The organism is Diplocloster modestus, assembly GCF_019042245.1.
GTDB classification, from domain to species: domain Bacteria; phylum Bacillota; class Clostridia; order Lachnospirales; family Lachnospiraceae; genus Diplocloster; species Diplocloster modestus.
The window spans coordinates 44,141-60,604 of sequence record NZ_JAHQCX010000023.1; the positions used below are offsets into that span (position 1 = coordinate 44,141).

General features: G+C 49.2%; 12 protein-coding genes and 1 tRNA gene. 11 read left to right on the forward strand and 2 right to left on the reverse strand.

Going from position 1 to position 16,464, the window contains the following annotated elements; genetic code table 11:
• The first annotated feature begins 908 nt into the window (after positions 1 to 908).
• Together KTH90_RS22465 and KTH90_RS22470 are read left to right on the forward strand one after the other, a co-directional pair.
• Entirely contained in the window at positions 909 to 2,300 is a 1,392-nt protein-coding gene (locus KTH90_RS22465; RefSeq protein ID WP_238727505.1) for a TrkH family potassium uptake protein, read from the forward strand.
• A gap of 18 nt (positions 2,301 to 2,318) precedes the next feature.
• Entirely contained in the window at positions 2,319 to 2,969 is a 651-nt protein-coding gene (locus KTH90_RS22470; protein ID WP_158355262.1) for a potassium channel family protein, read from the forward strand.
• A 116-nt stretch (positions 2,970 to 3,085) separates the two neighbouring features.
• Here the strand turns inward: KTH90_RS22470 and KTH90_RS22475 are convergent, their stop codons facing one another.
• Together KTH90_RS22475 and KTH90_RS22480 are read right to left on the reverse strand one after the other, a co-directional pair.
• Positions 3,086 to 3,226 (reverse strand): hypothetical protein, encoded by a 141-nt coding sequence (locus tag KTH90_RS22475; RefSeq protein WP_238727506.1) that lies wholly within the window; start codon positions 3,224 to 3,226, stop codon positions 3,086 to 3,088.
• A gap of 139 nt (positions 3,227 to 3,365) precedes the next feature.
• Positions 3,366 to 5,855, reverse strand: coding sequence for a DsrE/DsrF/DrsH-like family protein (locus tag KTH90_RS22480; protein WP_158355260.1), 2,490 nt, complete (start codon positions 5,853 to 5,855; stop codon positions 3,366 to 3,368).
• Positions 5,856 to 6,049: 194 nt separating this feature from the next.
• On the opposite strand from KTH90_RS22480, the gene KTH90_RS22485 reads away from it, so the two are divergent.
• From KTH90_RS22485 to KTH90_RS22525, 9 genes are all read left to right on the forward strand, one after another.
• Positions 6,050 to 6,132 (forward strand) — tRNA-Leu (locus KTH90_RS22485).
• Between the two features lie 504 nt (positions 6,133 to 6,636).
• Positions 6,637 to 9,288 carry a DNA polymerase I gene (polA, locus tag KTH90_RS22490; protein WP_158355259.1) on the forward strand — a complete coding sequence of 884 codons (2,652 nt, stop codon included), beginning with the start codon at positions 6,637 to 6,639 and terminating at the stop codon, positions 9,286 to 9,288.
• Positions 9,289 to 9,299: 11 nt separating this feature from the next.
• Complete coding sequence (gene coaE, locus KTH90_RS22495; protein ID WP_158355257.1) at positions 9,300 to 9,914, forward strand: dephospho-CoA kinase; 615 nt, start codon at positions 9,300 to 9,302, stop codon at positions 9,912 to 9,914.
• A gap of 128 nt (positions 9,915 to 10,042) precedes the next feature.
• A complete protein-coding gene (locus tag KTH90_RS22500; RefSeq protein WP_158355255.1) occupies positions 10,043 to 10,840 on the forward strand; it encodes an MBL fold metallo-hydrolase in 798 nt (265 codons plus the stop codon).
• An 86-nt stretch (positions 10,841 to 10,926) separates the two neighbouring features.
• The gene (locus KTH90_RS22505) at positions 10,927 to 11,199 is read left to right on the forward strand and encodes an ACT domain-containing protein (RefSeq protein WP_158355253.1); all 273 of its coding nucleotides are present in this window, start codon (positions 10,927 to 10,929) and stop codon (positions 11,197 to 11,199) included.
• A 26-nt stretch (positions 11,200 to 11,225) separates the two neighbouring features.
• On the forward strand, positions 11,226 to 12,590 hold the full coding sequence (locus tag KTH90_RS22510) for a PFL family protein (protein WP_158355251.1): 1,365 nt from the start codon (positions 11,226 to 11,228) through the stop codon (positions 12,588 to 12,590).
• 142 nt (positions 12,591 to 12,732) lie between these two features.
• Positions 12,733 to 14,094, forward strand: coding sequence for an MATE family efflux transporter (locus KTH90_RS22515; RefSeq protein ID WP_158355249.1), 1,362 nt, complete (start codon positions 12,733 to 12,735; stop codon positions 14,092 to 14,094).
• 20 nt (positions 14,095 to 14,114) lie between these two features.
• A complete protein-coding gene (locus KTH90_RS22520; protein ID WP_158355247.1) occupies positions 14,115 to 15,050 on the forward strand; it encodes a LysR family transcriptional regulator in 936 nt (311 codons plus the stop codon).
• A 164-nt stretch (positions 15,051 to 15,214) separates the two neighbouring features.
• Positions 15,215 to 16,396: an iron-containing alcohol dehydrogenase gene (locus KTH90_RS22525; protein WP_158355245.1), complete on the forward strand. Its 1,182-nt coding sequence runs from the start codon at positions 15,215 to 15,217 to the stop codon at positions 16,394 to 16,396.
• Positions 16,397 to 16,464: the final 68 nt, after the last annotated feature.

The following is a 16,464-nucleotide window of genomic DNA, read 5'->3' on the forward strand; positions in this document are numbered from 1 at the left end:
CATCTTAACCAAATCCTATCTTTCTGTCAATGGGGAGCTGCTAAGGGCTGCTGAGGGCCGGAGTGTGCAGGAGCAAGGAGGACTTCCGGGAAGGGGGAACAAAAGGAACGGGTGCCGAATCGCTTCGTCCGTGTCTAAGAACGGGTAACTCCGAAGAGGCCGAAACCTCTTATTCGCAGGACCCGGGGCAAACTCGCCAAAAAGCGGCTCAAACAGTGCCCCGGGTCCTGCGAAGTTTCGTCCTCTTCTGCGTAACCCGTTCTAAGACACGGCCTCAAGCGATTCGGCACCCGTTCCTTTTGTTCCCCCTTCCCGGAAGTCCTCCTTGCTCCTGCACACTCCTACTTTGGAGAGACACTTAGATGCAAAATCATACCTGGGATACTTTAGACTCTGAATACTTTAGACTTCTAATACTATTGTCGGAACATGCATGCAGGCCTTTTGTAAAGCAGGGAAGAGAGGGAAGCGGCGGGGCCTTGGAACCGGGCGGCTCATCGCCTGGGGCCAAATCACTTGAGGCCGGGACTTAGAACAGCTTACGCAGAAGGCGGGAGAACCTCGCAGGGCCTGGAACACTGTCCGAGCCGGTTTTTGGCGAGTTTGTTCCGGGTCCTGCCAATAAGAGGTTCTCCCGCCTTCGGAGTTAGCTGTTCTTAGTTCCGGCCGAAGTGATTTGACCCCAGGCGATGAGCCGCCCGGTTCCAAGGCCCCGCCGCTTCCCTCTCTTCCCGTCCCTTTAGCAGAAAATCTCAACATAGCTGTCATCAGCAATACAATTTCCATAATTAATACAAATATAACTTGCAACCGGAGGCGTGAAAGGTTATAATTAGGCTTTGTAAAGTACCGGACCAGAGCATGAGATGTGCAAAATAGAACCGTGTTTCGGTGAGCAGAGGAATACCATGTTAATCAGTTTGAAGAAGTTTATGCAGAGACTCCAGATGAATACAACCAGAACGATCGCGTTCGGGTTTTTGTCAGCGATTGTGATAGGAGGGGTTATACTGATGCTGCCGGTTTCTTCGGCGGACGGGACCTGGACAAATCCTATAGATGCTCTGTTTATGTCGACGACGAGCATTTGTGTGACGGGACTGGTTACTTTTGTGACGGCCAGCCACTGGAGCCTCTTTGGGAAGATCATTATATTGATTTTGATCCAGCTGGGCGGGCTGGGAGTCATCACAATGGTGATGAGTGTGTTTATTATCGTTGGAAAGAGGATCACCCTTCGGGACCGGATGCTGATTCAGGAGACCTATAATCTGGACACACTGTCAGGACTGGTGAAACTGGTGAAGAAGATCCTGGCGGGTACGCTGGTGGTGGAACTGGCCGGCGCTGTTTTGTACAGTTTTCAGTTTATTCCGGAATTTGGTTTTATAAGGGGTGTGGGGTATTCGGTATTCCATGCGGTATCCGCATTTTGTAATGCGGGAATTGATTTGATTGGGGAATCCAGTTTTATCCCTTATATGACGAATCCGTTGATAAATATTACGACTATGCTTTTGATTGTTCTCGGAGGCCTGGGATTCATTGTCTGGTGGGATGTGGTACGGGTATTTAAGGAATCCAGAAAGAAAGATGTGAAGAATTACAGGCCGTTTCAGAATCTGGCACTGCATTCCAAGCTGGTACTGGTGATTACAGGAATTCTGATTGCTTTCGGAACACTTGTGTATTTTGTGCTGGAATTTAATAATCCGGGGACCATCGGGAACCTGAATGTTTTTCAGAAATTTATGGCTTCGATGTTCCAGTCTGTGACGACCAGGACTGCGGGGTTTGCCTCTTTTCCGCAGGAAAATATGAGGGAAGGCTCCACTTTGGTTACACTGCTTTTAATGATAGTAGGCGGCTCGCCGGCCGGTACGGCAGGTGGTATGAAAACGACCACAGTGGGTATGGTGGTATTAACCGTTTTGGCGGTAGTCCGCGGTAAGACGAATACGGAAGTGTTCGAGCGTAAGATTGCTCAGGAAAGTCTTCGGACGGCACTGGCGGTGGTAGTGATCAGTATCGGGGTTGTTTTGACGGCTTCCCTGCTGATCTGTGCGGTGGAGGATATCTCTTTGGTGGATACCCTGTTTGAGGTCGTTTCCGCTATCGGAACAGTGGGCTTGTCCCGGGGGGTGACTGCGGATCTGAGTATGTTCAGCAAGATCATATTGATTATTACGATGTATATAGGCAGAATCGGACCGATTACCATGGCAGTTGCTTTTTCTGTCCGCCATTCCAAAAAGGATACTATGCGGGAGCTGCCGGAACGTCGGATTATTATTGGATAAATAAAAGGAGAATTGGTCATGGCCAAGAAAGAGTTTGCAGTATTCGGGTTGGGAGAATTTGGACGCAGCGTGGCTCTGACGCTGGCAAAGAACGGCTGTCAGGTACTTGCGGTGGACTGGAAAGTGGAAAAGGTACAAGACATCGCAGATTATGTGACACACGCCTTCCGGGCAGATGTGTCGGATGCCGAGGCTTTGCGTTCTTTGGGACTTCATAATCTGGATGGTGCGATTATCGCGATCGGTGAAAATCTGGAAGCCAGTATCATGGCGACGATAGTCACAAAGGAATGCGGGGTTCCGTATGTCCTTGCGAAAGCACATAACGATATTCATGGTATGGTATTGCAGAAAGTGGGCGCGGACAAGGTTATTTTCCCGGAACGTGCCATGGGTGTGCGGACAGCGCGTAATATTATATCCGGTAATTTTATAGACACGATGGAATTATCCAACTCGTTCAGTATGGTGGAGGTGGTCACTCCTCAGAACTGGATCGGAAAGTCTTTGCGCCAGCTGGACCTGCGCAGTTTTGGACTAAATGTTATCGCCAGAAAAGACGGGGAACGGATTATCCCGACCCCCGACCCTGACCGCAGTGCCCTGGTTGATGACACCTATATTATTCTGGGTGAAAATGAGGCGCTGGAAAAGCTGTACAGCGATTAAGTACGAAAAATCAGAATGAAACGCCACGAAGTCAGGAAAGGTCCTCGTGGCGTTTACTATGTGAGTGAAAGACAAGCGGAATGTCCTCCAGATAATGGGAGAAAGATTTTCGCAATTCAGATAAATACGTCAATCATACGGTTTAAAGTTTGATTCAATGTACAGACAGTCTGATACAGATTTGTATTATCTGTTTGCAAACGGAGGATTTCCTTCTCTTTTTCTTTCAATGCTTCTTGCAGATCTGTTGTTGACATGATTTCCCCTCCCCGATCATGGTATCAAATTTTACGGTGCAGATTTGATTTTAGATAGAAGCGAAGAAAAAGTCAAGCACTTACCCCGTTTTGAAGCATTGAAAATGTCGCATTTTACGACAAAAGATGGAACAAATTTTTAGATAAATAAGTTGGTATCGGAGGTCTCCGCAGACCCCAGAAAAGTGGCCACTCCACCGACCTCCACACCGTCTAAAAGCTCTTCCCTGTGGATCCCCATGAGGTCCATGGACATCTGGCAGGCTACGATCCTTACGCCGTTTTGCTGCGCAGATGCGATGAGTTCTTCGAGAGAAGCTACATTCTTATCTTTCATAAGTTTACGTATCAAACGGGCACCAATTCCCCCCATTTGCATATGAGACAACTTTAGTTTTTGACTTCCTCTGGGCATCATTCCTGAGAACATTTTCTCCATAAAATTTTTTTTGAGGGATACTTTATGGGGCCTCCGCAGAATATTCAATCCCCAGAAAGTAAAAAACATAGTTACCTTGCGGTCCATGGCTGCAGCGCCGTTGGCGATGATAAAGGAGGCGATGGCTTTATCCAGATCCTGGCTGAAAATGATCATGGTTTTATCATCACCTGCGGATGAGGTATCACACTGGGCAGCCTGCACAGAAGTTCCCCCCTTTTGGAGGACAACGGAATAGATCCCTTTTTCACAGGAAGTACGGATCAGGCGATTGCCGGTCCTCTGACACCAGACGTCGATATCAGAAGCGAAAGCAGGGTCAGTAGCCTGAACGCACAAATTTTCCCCCTCTTTTAATGACTTCATGTTTTCCGATACTTTCATGATCGGCCCGGGGCACTGCAGTCCGCAGGCGTCCACGGTCAAAAGTTTCATCGAAGGGACAGGTTTTCCGGCTGCATCGGCGTCCGGCGTCGTGACAGCAGATGAAACCGGGGTGGAAGGAATACTTTGAGGCTTTTGTAATCCCACTGGTGCTGGTACCTTATAACTGCCGGTTAGTGAATAAGTCCGGTATCCGCCGCTTAAATTAAATGCGCGGAAGCCATTTAGCAGTAACATCCGGGTGGCCAGGTATCCGCGCAGTCCCACCCGGCAGGTGACATAAACGGGTTTTCCAGGATCCAGCCGGTTCAGGTTTTCCCTTAATGTATCAAGCGGTATATTCTGAAAGCCAGGGATTGTACCCATCAGGATTTCATCCGTGGTACTTACATCCAGCAGGGTTGCTGTTTGCGCATCCAGGGAGGAGACCTCTTCCGCATAGAAAACAGGCATATCCCCATTCAGAATATTGGAGGCAGTGTAACCCAGCATATTGACCGGGTCCTTGGCTGAAGAATAAGGCGGGGCGTAACACAATTCCAGCTGTTCCAGATCGTATACGGTACCGCCCAGCCGAATCACCGCGGCCAGAACATCGATGCGTTTTTCTACGCCCTCCGCACCGACTGCCTGAGCGCCTAATATGTGCCCGTCATCTCCAAAAAGCATTTTCATAGAGATCGGAGAGGCTCCGGGGTAATAAGATGCGTGGGACTGAGGGTGTACATAAGTCTTTTTATAAGGAAGGTCCATTTGACGTAGCTGTTTTTCATTTAATCCGGTCGAGGCGGCTGTCAGATCAAATACTTTTAGGACGGAACTGCCCTGCACCGGGCTTCTCTTTAGCTTCCGGCCCTTCAGTGCATTTTCAGCGGCGGCGCGTCCCTGTTTGTTGGCAGGGCCGGCCAGGGGGACCAGTGTTTCTGTACGGCCGACCAGATGAGTTACACTGATCGCGTCACCCACCGCGTAGATATCCGGATCAGAGGTTTCATAATATTCATTGACCGCGATGCTGCCATTCAGCCCCAGATCAAGCCCGGCATCCTTCGCCAGGCGGGAATCCGGAGCTACTCCCATGCACAGAAGGATCAATCCGGCAGGTACTTCTTCGCCTGAGGTAAGGCCGGCGCGAAGTCCATGGGAGCCGTGGGATATTCCGGTTATACCGGTTCCCAGCATTAAGTTAACTCCGTGTTCTGACAGATGCCGGTGCAGGATATTTGCCATCTCGGGATCCAGAGATGCGATCACCTGGTCCGCGTACTCCACAAGAGTAACCGAAAGTCCGCGGTCCACAAGATTTTCAGCCATCTCCACACCGATAAAGCCGCCGCCCACCACCACGGCCGCTGCCGGTTTGTTTTCCAGAAGATAGTCGTCTATCCGGTAAGTATCTGTGACATTGCGCAGTGTGAATACACCGTCGGAATCCATACCGGGAAGCGGCGGTATTTTTGGACTGGCACCCGGGGACAGAATTAATTTATCATAAGTTTCCTCATAATCGGTTCCGCTCGTCAAGTCCCGCACCACTATTTTTTTCTCCTGCCGGTTTATACTCAGCACTTCATTCCGGATCCGTACATCCACCCGGAAGCGTTTACATAACAACTCTGGTTTGGTGACGATCAAAGAGTCCCGATGCCGGATCGTTCCCCCCAGATAGTAAGGCAGTCCGCAGTTTGCATACGAGATATGCTCCCCTTTTTCAAACAATATAATTTCAGCTTTCTCATCCAGGCGCCGCAATCTGGTAGCGGCGCTGGCACCGCCGGCCACTCCGCCTACAATACATATTTTCATGCATTCGCATCTCCTTTTCAAAGTGATATGGTTATTATAGCGATTGCCGTAGAGAACTTATGTGACTAAGTTACATAAGGCGGCTGCAGAGAAAAATGGACAGAGAAAATTTTATAAAGTGCTTGCCATGGATGGAAGTTTATGCTAAAATAAATTTCGGTTCACAAAGTAGTTAAGCACTGAGTGAAGGTTAAGCGGATGTGGCGGAATGGCAGACGCAGCAGACTCAAAATCTGCCGCTCGCAAGGGCGTGAGGGTTCAAGTCCCTCCATCCGCAGTTGGCAAAAGACTGATTGTTTTCTGGACAATCAGTTTTTTTATTCCGTAGGAAAATACCTTCTATAGAATAAAAAATCCTTCGGGGGATTGCAGAGCGGAGGAAAGGAAGATGCCGTTTACGCGGCCCGACGCAGGCGGAGGCGGAGGGCTTCGCCTGCGAAACTATGATTGAATCGGGCGGAAGAGTTTCGCAGGCGAAACTCTTTTTTTCGTGGATTCGGCAGATGCCGGACAGCGGGAAATTCTTTGTGAAACTTTATTCGGAAACTTTTGCGGGAAATTCTTTTTCTAAAAGAGGTTTAAAAATAGCGGTATTTAGTGTATAGTATTATAGGGTAAGCCTCAGGGAATGCGTCACTGGAGGAACGGTTGAACCAAAAAGATGTTCACCCATACCTGAATTTATGACGCAGTAAATGCGTCACTGGAGGAACGGTTGAACAAAAAGATGTTCACCCATACCTGAATTTATGATGCAGTAAATGCGTCACTGGAGGAAACTATGAGCGAAAAGATTGTATTGATAGATGGGCACAGCATACTGAACCGGGCATTTTTCGGTGTGCCGGATCTGACGAATTCGGATGGATTGCATACGAATGCGATTTATGGGTTTTTAAATATAATGTTTAAGATTCTGGAGGAGGAGCAGGCCGATTATCTGACTGTGGCGTTTGATGTACATGCACCGACCTTCCGGCATGAGATGTTTGGAGACTATAAGGGAACCAGAAAACCGATGGCGGATGAACTGCACCAGCAGGTGCCGGTGATGAAGGAAGTGCTGGGCGCTATGGGGATTCAGGTGATCGAGCAGGCCGGGTATGAGGCAGATGATCTGCTGGGCACCATATCCAAACGCTGTGAGGAACTGGGCCTGGAGGTATCAGTGGTGTCCGGGGACAGGGATCTGCTGCAGCTGGCCACGGATAAGGTAAAGATCCGGATTCCCAAGACGAAACGGGGGACCACGGAGGTTGAGGATTATTACGCGGCGGATGTATGTAAGAGTTATCAGGTGACGCCCACCCAGTTTATCGATGTCAAGGCATTGATGGGGGACGCTTCGGATAATATTCCGGGGGTACCGGGAATTGGGGAAAAGACGGCGACAAAGATCATCGTGGATTATGGCAGCATCGAAAATGCTTATGCCCATGTGGAGGAGATTAAGCCAAACCGGGCGAAAGAAGCGCTGCGGGATCATTATGATATGGCTCAGATGAGTAAAACCCTGGCCACGATCTGTGTGGACTGTGACATCCCATTCTCATTGGATAAGGCGAAGCTGGGCGAGCTGTATACACCCGAGGCTTATAACCTGTTTAAACAGCTGGAATTTAAGAATATGCTGAGCCGGTTTCACGTGGAAGTGCCTGCACAAAAAGTAGAAGGACATTTTCGAAAAGTCACGCTGCTGCAGGATGTGGAGGAAGTGTTCCGGAATATTCAGAATATTCTGGAGAAGAACAGCCGGATCGGCTTCATATGGATAGAGGAGAACGAGATTCTCGGGCTCGCTCTTGCCTGCGGGGATAAGGAGATCTGTTATATTCCGGTAGAAGGCTTTGTGACGGAAGAGTACCTGAAGGAACAGCTGGGGAAGCTGATGGCAAAAGCGGATGCGGCGGCGACGCTGGATCTTAAAAGCCAGCTGGGGCAGATTGTCCTGACAGACTCTGTGAAAGAGCGGCTGTTCGACTGTAATATTGCTGCGTATCTGCTGAATCCGTTAAAAGACAGCTATTCCTATGATGATCTTGCTAAGGAATATCTGGGAATGATGATTCCGTCCCGGATGGATCTGCTGGGCAAATCAGGATGGACGATGGCGCAGGAAGAAAAACCCCGGGAATTTTTGACCTGTGTCTGTTATATGGCTTATATTGCCTGGAAAGCGGCGGGAGAACTGCAGACAGACCTAAGGGACACCGATATGCTTCGGCTTTTCCAAACGGTGGAGATGCCGTTAGTGTTTACCCTTTACGATATGGAACAGGCCGGGATCCTGGTGCAGGCGGAAGAGCTTAAGATCTATGGGGAAGAGCTGGGAATCAAGATCGCGCAGCTGGAACAGAGCATCTATCAGATGGCCGGAGAGGAGTTTAATATCAATTCTCCAAAACAGCTGGGCGTGGTGCTGTTTGAACATCTGGAACTTCCCGGAGGGAAAAAGACGAAGACCGGATTCTCCACGGCGGCGGATGTGCTGGAAAAGCTGGCCCCGGAAAATGAGATCGTGTCGCTGATTCTGGAATACCGCCAGCTGGCAAAATTAAAGTCCACATATGCGGATGGGCTGGCACCCTATATCGCGGCGGACGGAAGAATCCACAGCACGTTTAACCAGACGATTACGGCTACCGGGAGAATCAGCAGTACGGAGCCGAATCTTCAGAATATACCGATCCGTATGGAATTAGGCCGGCTGATTCGAAAAGTGTTCATACCTGCGCCCGGCTATGTCTTTATCGATGCGGACTACTCCCAGATCGAGCTGAGGGTATTGGCGCATATGTCGGAAGATGAGAATCTGATTCATGCGTACCGTGAAGCGGCGGATATTCACCGGATGACCGCTTCCCAGGTGTTCCATACCCCCTTTGATGAGGTCAGTCCGCAGCAGAGGAGCAACGCCAAAGCGGTGAATTTCGGTATCGTCTATGGTATCAGTTCCTTTGGGCTGAGCCAGGGCCTTAGCATTACCCGAAAGGAAGCGGCGGATTATATTGAGAAATATTTTGAAACCTATCCGGGTGTGAAGAAATTTCTGGATAATCTGGTGACCCATGCAAAAGAAGAGGGATATGTGACTACCATGTTCGGCCGCAGGCGGCCGGTTCCGGAATTAAAGTCCAGCAATTTTATGCAGCGCTCCTTCGGAGAGCGGGTGGCCATGAATTCGCCGATCCAGGGAACGGCGGCGGATATTATCAAGATCGCTATGATCCATGTGAATGAGCGGTTGAAAAAGGAAAAATTAAAGTCCCGGTTGATCCTGCAGGTGCATGATGAGCTGCTGATCGAGGCAGACAGAAGCGAAGTGGAAGAAGTGCAGAAGATTCTGTCGGAGGAGATGCATCGGGCGGCAGACTTAAGCGTGCCGTTGGAGATCGATATGCACGAAGGAGAAAACTGGTACGAAGCGAAGTAGGAGCGGATCGTATGAAAGTGATTGGCATCACCGGAGGTGTCGGTTCCGGGAAAAGTACTATATTGGAGTATATAGGAAGAAATTATAACGCACGGGTGATCCAGGCGGATAAAGTGGGTCATCTGATGATGGAGACAGGGCAGCCCGGCTATTATCAGGTAGTGGAGACCTTCGGAAGCGGCATCCTGAACGGGGATCAGACCGTCAACAGGGCAAAGCTGTCGGCTCTGGTATTCGAAAAGCCGGAACTGCTGGCAAAGCTTGAGAAAATTATCCATCCAGCGGTGAAAACTTACATTGTGGAAGAGATTGATAAAGAGAGGGAAGCGGGAAAGCTTTCTCTGGTGCTGGTCGAAGCAGCGCTGCTGATTGAAGACAATTACCGCGTTCTCTGCGATGAATTCTGGTATATTTACGCGTCGGACGATATACGCCGGGAACGGTTGAAGCGCTCGCGGGGCTACAGCGACGAAAAGGTGGAGCGGATAATGGCACATCAGCTGTCAGCGGAAGAATACCGCAGGCACTGTGCAAAAGAGATTGACAATAATGGGGAGCTTTCGTATGTATATGTCCAGATTGATCGGAAAATGAGGGAGAGCGGTATCCGTAAACGGCAGGAATGAATTCATATGTCCTGCAATTGGTTATCCATTAGGACAGGCTCAGGGATAAGAAATAAATAGAGGTTTATAGGAGATAGAATAGCATTGGGACAGAAAAATGTGAGACAGGATCAGAAAGGAAGAACAGCATGAATTTATGCAGTATAGCCAGCGGCAGCAGCGGGAACTGTATCTATGTGGGCAGTGAAAAAACGCATTTGCTGGTGGACGCGGGAATCAGCGGTAAACGGATCGAACAGGGACTGAATGAACTGGATCTGACCACAGGGGATATGAAGGGGATTCTGATTACCCATGAACATATCGATCACGTACAGGGCCTGGGAGTGCTGGCCAGAAGATATGGATTGCCGATCTATGGGACAGCAGCCACTTTTGAGGCGGTGAAGCGGATGAATTCCGTGGGAAAGATACCGGATGAGCTGTTTTGTCCGATCCGTCCGGATGACGTGTTTGAAATCGAGGATTTGCAGATCCGGCCGTTTTCCATTTCCCATGATGCCGCTGATCCGGTGGCTTACCGGCTGGAATGCGGTGCGAAGGCAGTCGGAGTTGCCACTGATATGGGGATTTATACAGATTACATCGTGGAGAATCTGCAGGGCTTAGATGCCCTTTTGCTGGAGGCGAACCATGATATACATATGCTGGAGGTGGGTGCCTATCCCTATCCGTTGAAGCGGCGGATTCTGGGAGAACGAGGCCATCTGTCAAACGAAGCCAGCGGTCAGCTGCTTTGCAGGCTGTTGCATGATAAATTAAAATCAATCGTACTGGGTCATCTGAGCAAGGAGAACAACTATGCGGAACTGGCCTATGAAACGGTAAAGCTGGAAATAGACCTGGATATGTGCCCGTACCAATCCGGGGATTTTAAAATCCAGGTGGCAAAAAGAGACTGCGTATCGGATCTAATCGCAGTTTGAAAAAGAGAATTATAGAAATAAAATTAAGAGAAAATTAAAAAGAGAATTAAGAAAGAGATTTGAGAAGAATAGAAGGAGAGCAGAGGATGAAAAAGACAATCATTACCGTTGTGGGAAAGGATACCGTGGGTATCATCGCCAAAGTGTGTACATACCTGGCAAATAACAATATTAATATAGAGGATATTTCTCAGACGATCGTGCAGGAATATTTCAACATGATGATGATCGTGGATACAAATCATTCCACCAAGCCTTTTGCGGATCTGTGTAAGGAGCTGGATCAGATCGGAGATGAAATCGGGGTAACCATCAAATGCCAGCATGAAGATATTTTTGACAAAATGCATCGGATTTAACGAGAGGAAGGCGCAGGGATAACGCGATGATTAATATATTTGAAGTAAATGAAACGAACCGGATGATCGAACAGGCGAATCTGGATGTGCGTACGATTACGCTGGGTATCAGCCTGCTGGACTGTGCAGATGCAGATCTGCAAAAAGTAAATGAAAATATTTACCGTAAAATTACAACCCTGGCGGAAAAGCTGGTGGCTACCGGAAAAGAGATCGAGCGGGAATTCGGGGTTCCCATTGTAAATAAAAGAATTTCTGTGACCCCCATTGCCCTGGTGGGAGCGTCAGCCTGCAAGTGCCCGGAGGATTTCGTGGAGATCGCGAAGACATTAGATAAGGCGGCAAAGACGGTGGGAGTCAACTTCATCGGTGGATATTCCGCGCTGGTGTCCAAAGGAATGACGGCGGCGGATGAGTATCTGATCCGTTCGATTCCCGCGGCGCTTTCCTGCACCGACCGGGTGTGCAGCTCTGTGAATGTGGGTTCCACAAAATGTGGGATAAATATGGATGCTGTGAAACTTTTGGGAGAAACTGTATTAAAGACGGCGGAATATACAAAGGAGCAGGATTCTCTGGGCTGTGCGAAGCTGGTCGTATTCTGCAACGCGCCGGATGATAATCCGTTTATGGCAGGAGCTTTCCACGGCGTTACGGAAGCGGATGCCATAATTAACGTAGGTGTCAGCGGCCCTGGTGTTGTGAAGCAGGCGTTGGAACAGGTGCGGGGGGAAAACTTCGAGGTTCTCTGTGAGACCATCAAAAAGACCGCCTTTAAGGTAACCCGGGTGGGTCAGCTGGTAGCCCAGGAAGCGTCAAGGCGTATGGGGATTCCCTTTGGAATCGTGGACTTGTCATTAGCACCCACGCCGGCCATCGGGGACTCAGTGGCAGAGATCCTTCAGGAGATCGGACTGGAATACCCGGGAGCGCCCGGTACCACGGCGGCTCTGGCCTTGCTCAACGATCAGGTAAAAAAAGGCGGAGTGATGGCATCCTCCTATGTGGGAGGCTTGAGCGGCGCATTTATACCGGTCAGTGAAGACCAGGGGATGATCGACGCGGTGGAAGCAGGGGCGTTAACTCTGGAAAAATTGGAAGCCATGACCTGTGTCTGCTCTGTCGGCCTGGATATGATTGCCGTGCCGGGAGACACGAAGGCATCCACGATTTCCGGTATTATCGCAGATGAGATGGCCATTGGTATGATCAATCAGAAGACGACGGCAGTCCGTCTGATTCCTGTGATCGGGAAAACGGTGGGAGATACGGTAGAATTCGGTGGTCTGCTGGGGTATGCGCCGGTGATGCCGGTGAACGGTTTTTCCTGCGAGAGATTTGTGAACAGGGGAGGCCGGATTCCCGCCCCAATACACAGCTTCAAAAACTAAGAATAGTTGTGGAGCGAATGCGGAACAACTATTCGCTACCGACCGGCTATGCCGGGCGGGTACCGCTAAGTATTTAATCGGAGCGAATGCGGAGATTAAAGTTGTGGAGCGAATGCGGAACAACTAAAGGGGTTATTTAGTTATGAATAAAGATATGACAGTGGGGAAACCCGGGAGGACTTTGTTCTTTTTCGCGGTACCCATGGTGCTGGGCAATCTGTTTCAGCAGCTTTATAATATCGTCGATTCGATGATTGTGGGAAATTTTGTAGGCTCGGATGCGCTGGCTGCTGTCGGCGCGTCTGCGTCTATTACTTTTTTATTTGTGGCTATAGCCACTGGCATGAGTGTGGGTTCATCCGTAGTGATCTCCCAGTTCTTCGGTGCCAGACAGATGGGAAAGGTCAAGACCTGTATCTATACGATCCTGTTGTTCGCCGCTGTGTTAAGTGCCGTGCTTACGGTGATCGGAGTAGGAGGAAGCGGTGTGATCCTGCGCTGGATGAATACACCGGATAATGTGTTTGCAGACGCATCCACATATCTGAGAATCTATTTCGCGGGTATGTTCTTCCTTTTTACCTACAATACGCTGACATCTATTTTTAATGCGCTGGGGGATTCCAGGTCTCCGCTGGTATTCCTGGCATTTTCGTCACTAACAAACATCGTTCTGGACCTGGTCTTTGTCATACGATTTGAAATGGGTGTGGCGGGCGTGGCATATGCCACCCTGATTTCCCAGGGGATCTCCGCGGTACTCTCCTTTATCTGGCTGATGATCCGCCTCCGCAAAATGCAGATCCAGGAGGATTTTTCCTATTTTGACTTCCGTACCCTGAAAACAATCTGGAAGATCGCGATTCCATCCACCATTCAGCAGTCCATCGTATCCATCGGTTTCGTACTGGTACAGGCACTTGTCAACCGCTATGGATCCGTGGTGATGGCGGGGTACGCGGCAGCCGGTAAGATAGATAGTATAGCGATCCTGCCGATGGTAAATGTGGGGAATGCCATGTCCACCTTTACCGCCCAGAATATCGGGGCTGGAAAGCCGGAGCGGGTAACCAGAGGGCTGCGGGCCGGCTGGATCATGAGTGGAGTAATCGGGCTAATTGTCACGGTTATCTTATTCCTCTGGGGTGATGTCTTTGTGGGCGCTTTTGTAGATACAGCCAGTAACCTGGAGGTAATCGCCGTGGGAGTGGAATACTTAAGAGTGGTCAGTACCTTCTATGTGGTCATGGGAGTTATGAATACGGCAAACGGAGTGCTAAGGGGCGCCGGAGATATCAAGGTGTTCCTGGTCAGTGCCCTGTGCAATCTGGGCAGCCGGGTGATTCTGGCCTATGCGCTCGCCTATGTGATCGGAAAATCCGCGATCTGGTGGGCTATACCGATCGGCTGGTCTATCGGGCTCATCATCTCCCTGATCCGGTTAAAGAGTGGAAAATGGAAAGGAAAATCACTGGTAGATACAACGCCTTTACCCGAAGATTAGCAGGAAACAGGAGGGGTTAGATGAATATCGCGCATTTACGGTATGCGGTAGAGATTGCCAAGACAGGCTCCATTACACAGGCGGCGGATAATCTGTATATGGGGCAGCCGAACATGAGCAAAGCGGTAAAAGAACTGGAATCCACGCTGGGAATCGTGATTTTCAAGCGGACGCCCAGGGGAGTGGTACCCACTCAAAAAGGAAAGGAGTTCCTGGCCTACGCCCGGAATATCCTGGCCCAGATTGATAATCTGGAATCTCATTACAAGCAGCAGGAGGAAGACTACCAGAGCTTCTCTGCATTTGTTCCGCGGGGCAGTTACATTGCCACTGCGTTTACGCGGTTTGTAAATGAACTGGATTTTGACCGGGGACTGGAACTGAACTTCAAAGAGACCAATACGATGGCCATTATAAACGGCGTGCTGGAGTACGAATGCAATCTGGGAATTATCCGTTACCAGGCCGTCTATGAAGAATACTTTCAGAACATGATCCATGAACGGGGCTTAAAAAGCCAGCCGGTTCTGGAATATGAATATAAGGCCCTGATGTCCAAAGAGCATCCTCTGGCCGCCAAAGAACAGGTAAACGATCAGCAGATCTGCGGTTACACGGAAATCATGCATGGAGACCTGGCCGTTCCTTTCCTGCCGGTGACGAATCCGGCCCAAAGCGGGTGCGAAAAGATGACAAAGCGCCGCATTTACGTGTATGAAAGGGGAAGCCAGTTCGATCTGCTGGTCAACGTGCCCGGCACCTACATGTGGGTTTCGCCCATGCCCCGGGAAGTATTAGACCGCTATGGTCTGGTGCAGAAGTCCTGCAAGATATCAGAACATCGCTATCGGGATGTTCTGATCTACCACCGTGACTATCATTTCACCGAACTGGATAAGCTGTTTTTAGAAAAACTGGAAACCGTCAAAACGGAATTGGGGACATGTCCAAATTGATCTGGGACATGTCCAAACTGATTTGGGACATGTCCAAATCCACCCATGTGCCTGCATACATATCTGTATTCCAATTTTATATTACCCATATATCCGAAAGTTTGTTAAAATAATAACAGAAAATTGTTAAATAAATAACAGACAAAGGAAAGGATGAGTATAACATGGCAAGATTTACATTACCCAGAGATGTATATTATGGAAAAGGCACACTGGAGGTGCTGAAAACCTTAAAGGGAAAGAAAGCGATCGTTGTAGTCGGAGGCGGCTCCATGAAACGCTTCGGTTTTCTGGATAGAGCAGTTGATTACCTGAAAGAAGCAGGTATGGAAGTTCAGTTGTTTGAAAATGTAGAGCCGGACCCTTCCGTAGAAACAGTTATGCGCGGAGCGAAGGCTATGCAGGAATTCCAGCCGGACTGGATTGTGGCTATGGGCGGCGGTTCCCCGATCGACGCCGCGAAAGCAATGTGGGCGTTCTATGAATATCCGGAGACCACGTTTGAAGATCTGATTACACCGTTTAATTTCCCGGAACTGCGTCAGAAAGCAAAATTTGCGGCGATTCCTTCCACATCCGGAACTGCTACTGAAGTAACCGCTTTCTCTGTTATCACAGATTATGAGAAAGGCATCAAATATCCGCTGGCTGACTTTAACATTACTCCGGATGTGGCTATTGTAGATCCGGTTATCGCAGAGACTATGCCTGAGAAACTAACGGCTCATACCGGAATGGATGCGCTGACTCATGCGATCGAAGCATATGTATCTACGCTGAACAGCCCGTTTACAGATCCTCTGGCGATCAAAGCCATTCAGATGGTATTCGAATATCTGCCGGCTTCTTATCAGAAGGATATGAGCGCAAGAGAGCAGATGCACTATGCACAGTGTCTGGCCGGAATGGCATTCTCCAACGCTTTGCTGGGTATCGTACATTCCATGGCTCACAAGACGGGAGCCGCGTTCTCTACCGGACATATTCCTCACGGATGCGCCAATGCTATTTATCTACCTTACGTTATTCAGTACAACGCGAAAGATGAGACCGCGAAGAAACGTTACGCTGACATTGCAAGAGAGGCTGGCTTAACCGGAGCAAACGATGATGAACTGGTGAAAGCACTGTGTGACAAGATCGACGCTTACAATGTGAAACTGAGTATTCCGAAGACCTTAAAAGAATTCGGTATCAATGAAGATGAGTTCAAAGAGAAAGTAGCAGCGATCGCCGAATTGGCTGTAGGGGATGCCTGTACAGGTTCCAATCCGAGAGCCATCACCCCGGCTGAGATGGAAAAATTATTAAACTGCACTTACTACGGAACAGAAGTGGATTTCTAATGTTGGTTTGCTGAAGACGGCACTCTTTGGTTTTACCATATATAGTGAACGATACGGAAGATAGAATA

Bases quoted from the DNA above. Each gene is read 5' to 3' on its own strand.
- KTH90_RS22465 (WP_238727505.1), top strand. From the start codon at position 909: ATGTTAATCAGTTTGAAGAAGTTTATGCAGAGACTCCAGATGAATACA.
- KTH90_RS22470 (WP_158355262.1), top strand. From the start codon at position 2,319: ATGGCCAAGAAAGAGTTTGCAGTATTCGGGTTGGGAGAATTTGGACGC.
- KTH90_RS22475 (WP_238727506.1), bottom strand. From the start codon at position 3,226: ATGTCAACAACAGATCTGCAAGAAGCATTGAAAGAAAAAGAGAAGGAA.
- KTH90_RS22480 (WP_158355260.1), bottom strand. From the start codon at position 5,855: ATGAAAATATGTATTGTAGGCGGAGTGGCCGGCGGTGCCAGCGCCGCT.
- polA (WP_158355259.1), top strand. From the start codon at position 6,637: ATGAGCGAAAAGATTGTATTGATAGATGGGCACAGCATACTGAACCGG.
- coaE (WP_158355257.1), top strand. From the start codon at position 9,300: ATGAAAGTGATTGGCATCACCGGAGGTGTCGGTTCCGGGAAAAGTACT.
- KTH90_RS22500 (WP_158355255.1), top strand. From the start codon at position 10,043: ATGAATTTATGCAGTATAGCCAGCGGCAGCAGCGGGAACTGTATCTAT.
- KTH90_RS22505 (WP_158355253.1), top strand. From the start codon at position 10,927: ATGAAAAAGACAATCATTACCGTTGTGGGAAAGGATACCGTGGGTATC.
- KTH90_RS22510 (WP_158355251.1), top strand. From the start codon at position 11,226: ATGATTAATATATTTGAAGTAAATGAAACGAACCGGATGATCGAACAG.
- KTH90_RS22515 (WP_158355249.1), top strand. From the start codon at position 12,733: ATGAATAAAGATATGACAGTGGGGAAACCCGGGAGGACTTTGTTCTTT.
- KTH90_RS22520 (WP_158355247.1), top strand. From the start codon at position 14,115: ATGAATATCGCGCATTTACGGTATGCGGTAGAGATTGCCAAGACAGGC.
- KTH90_RS22525 (WP_158355245.1), top strand. From the start codon at position 15,215: ATGGCAAGATTTACATTACCCAGAGATGTATATTATGGAAAAGGCACA.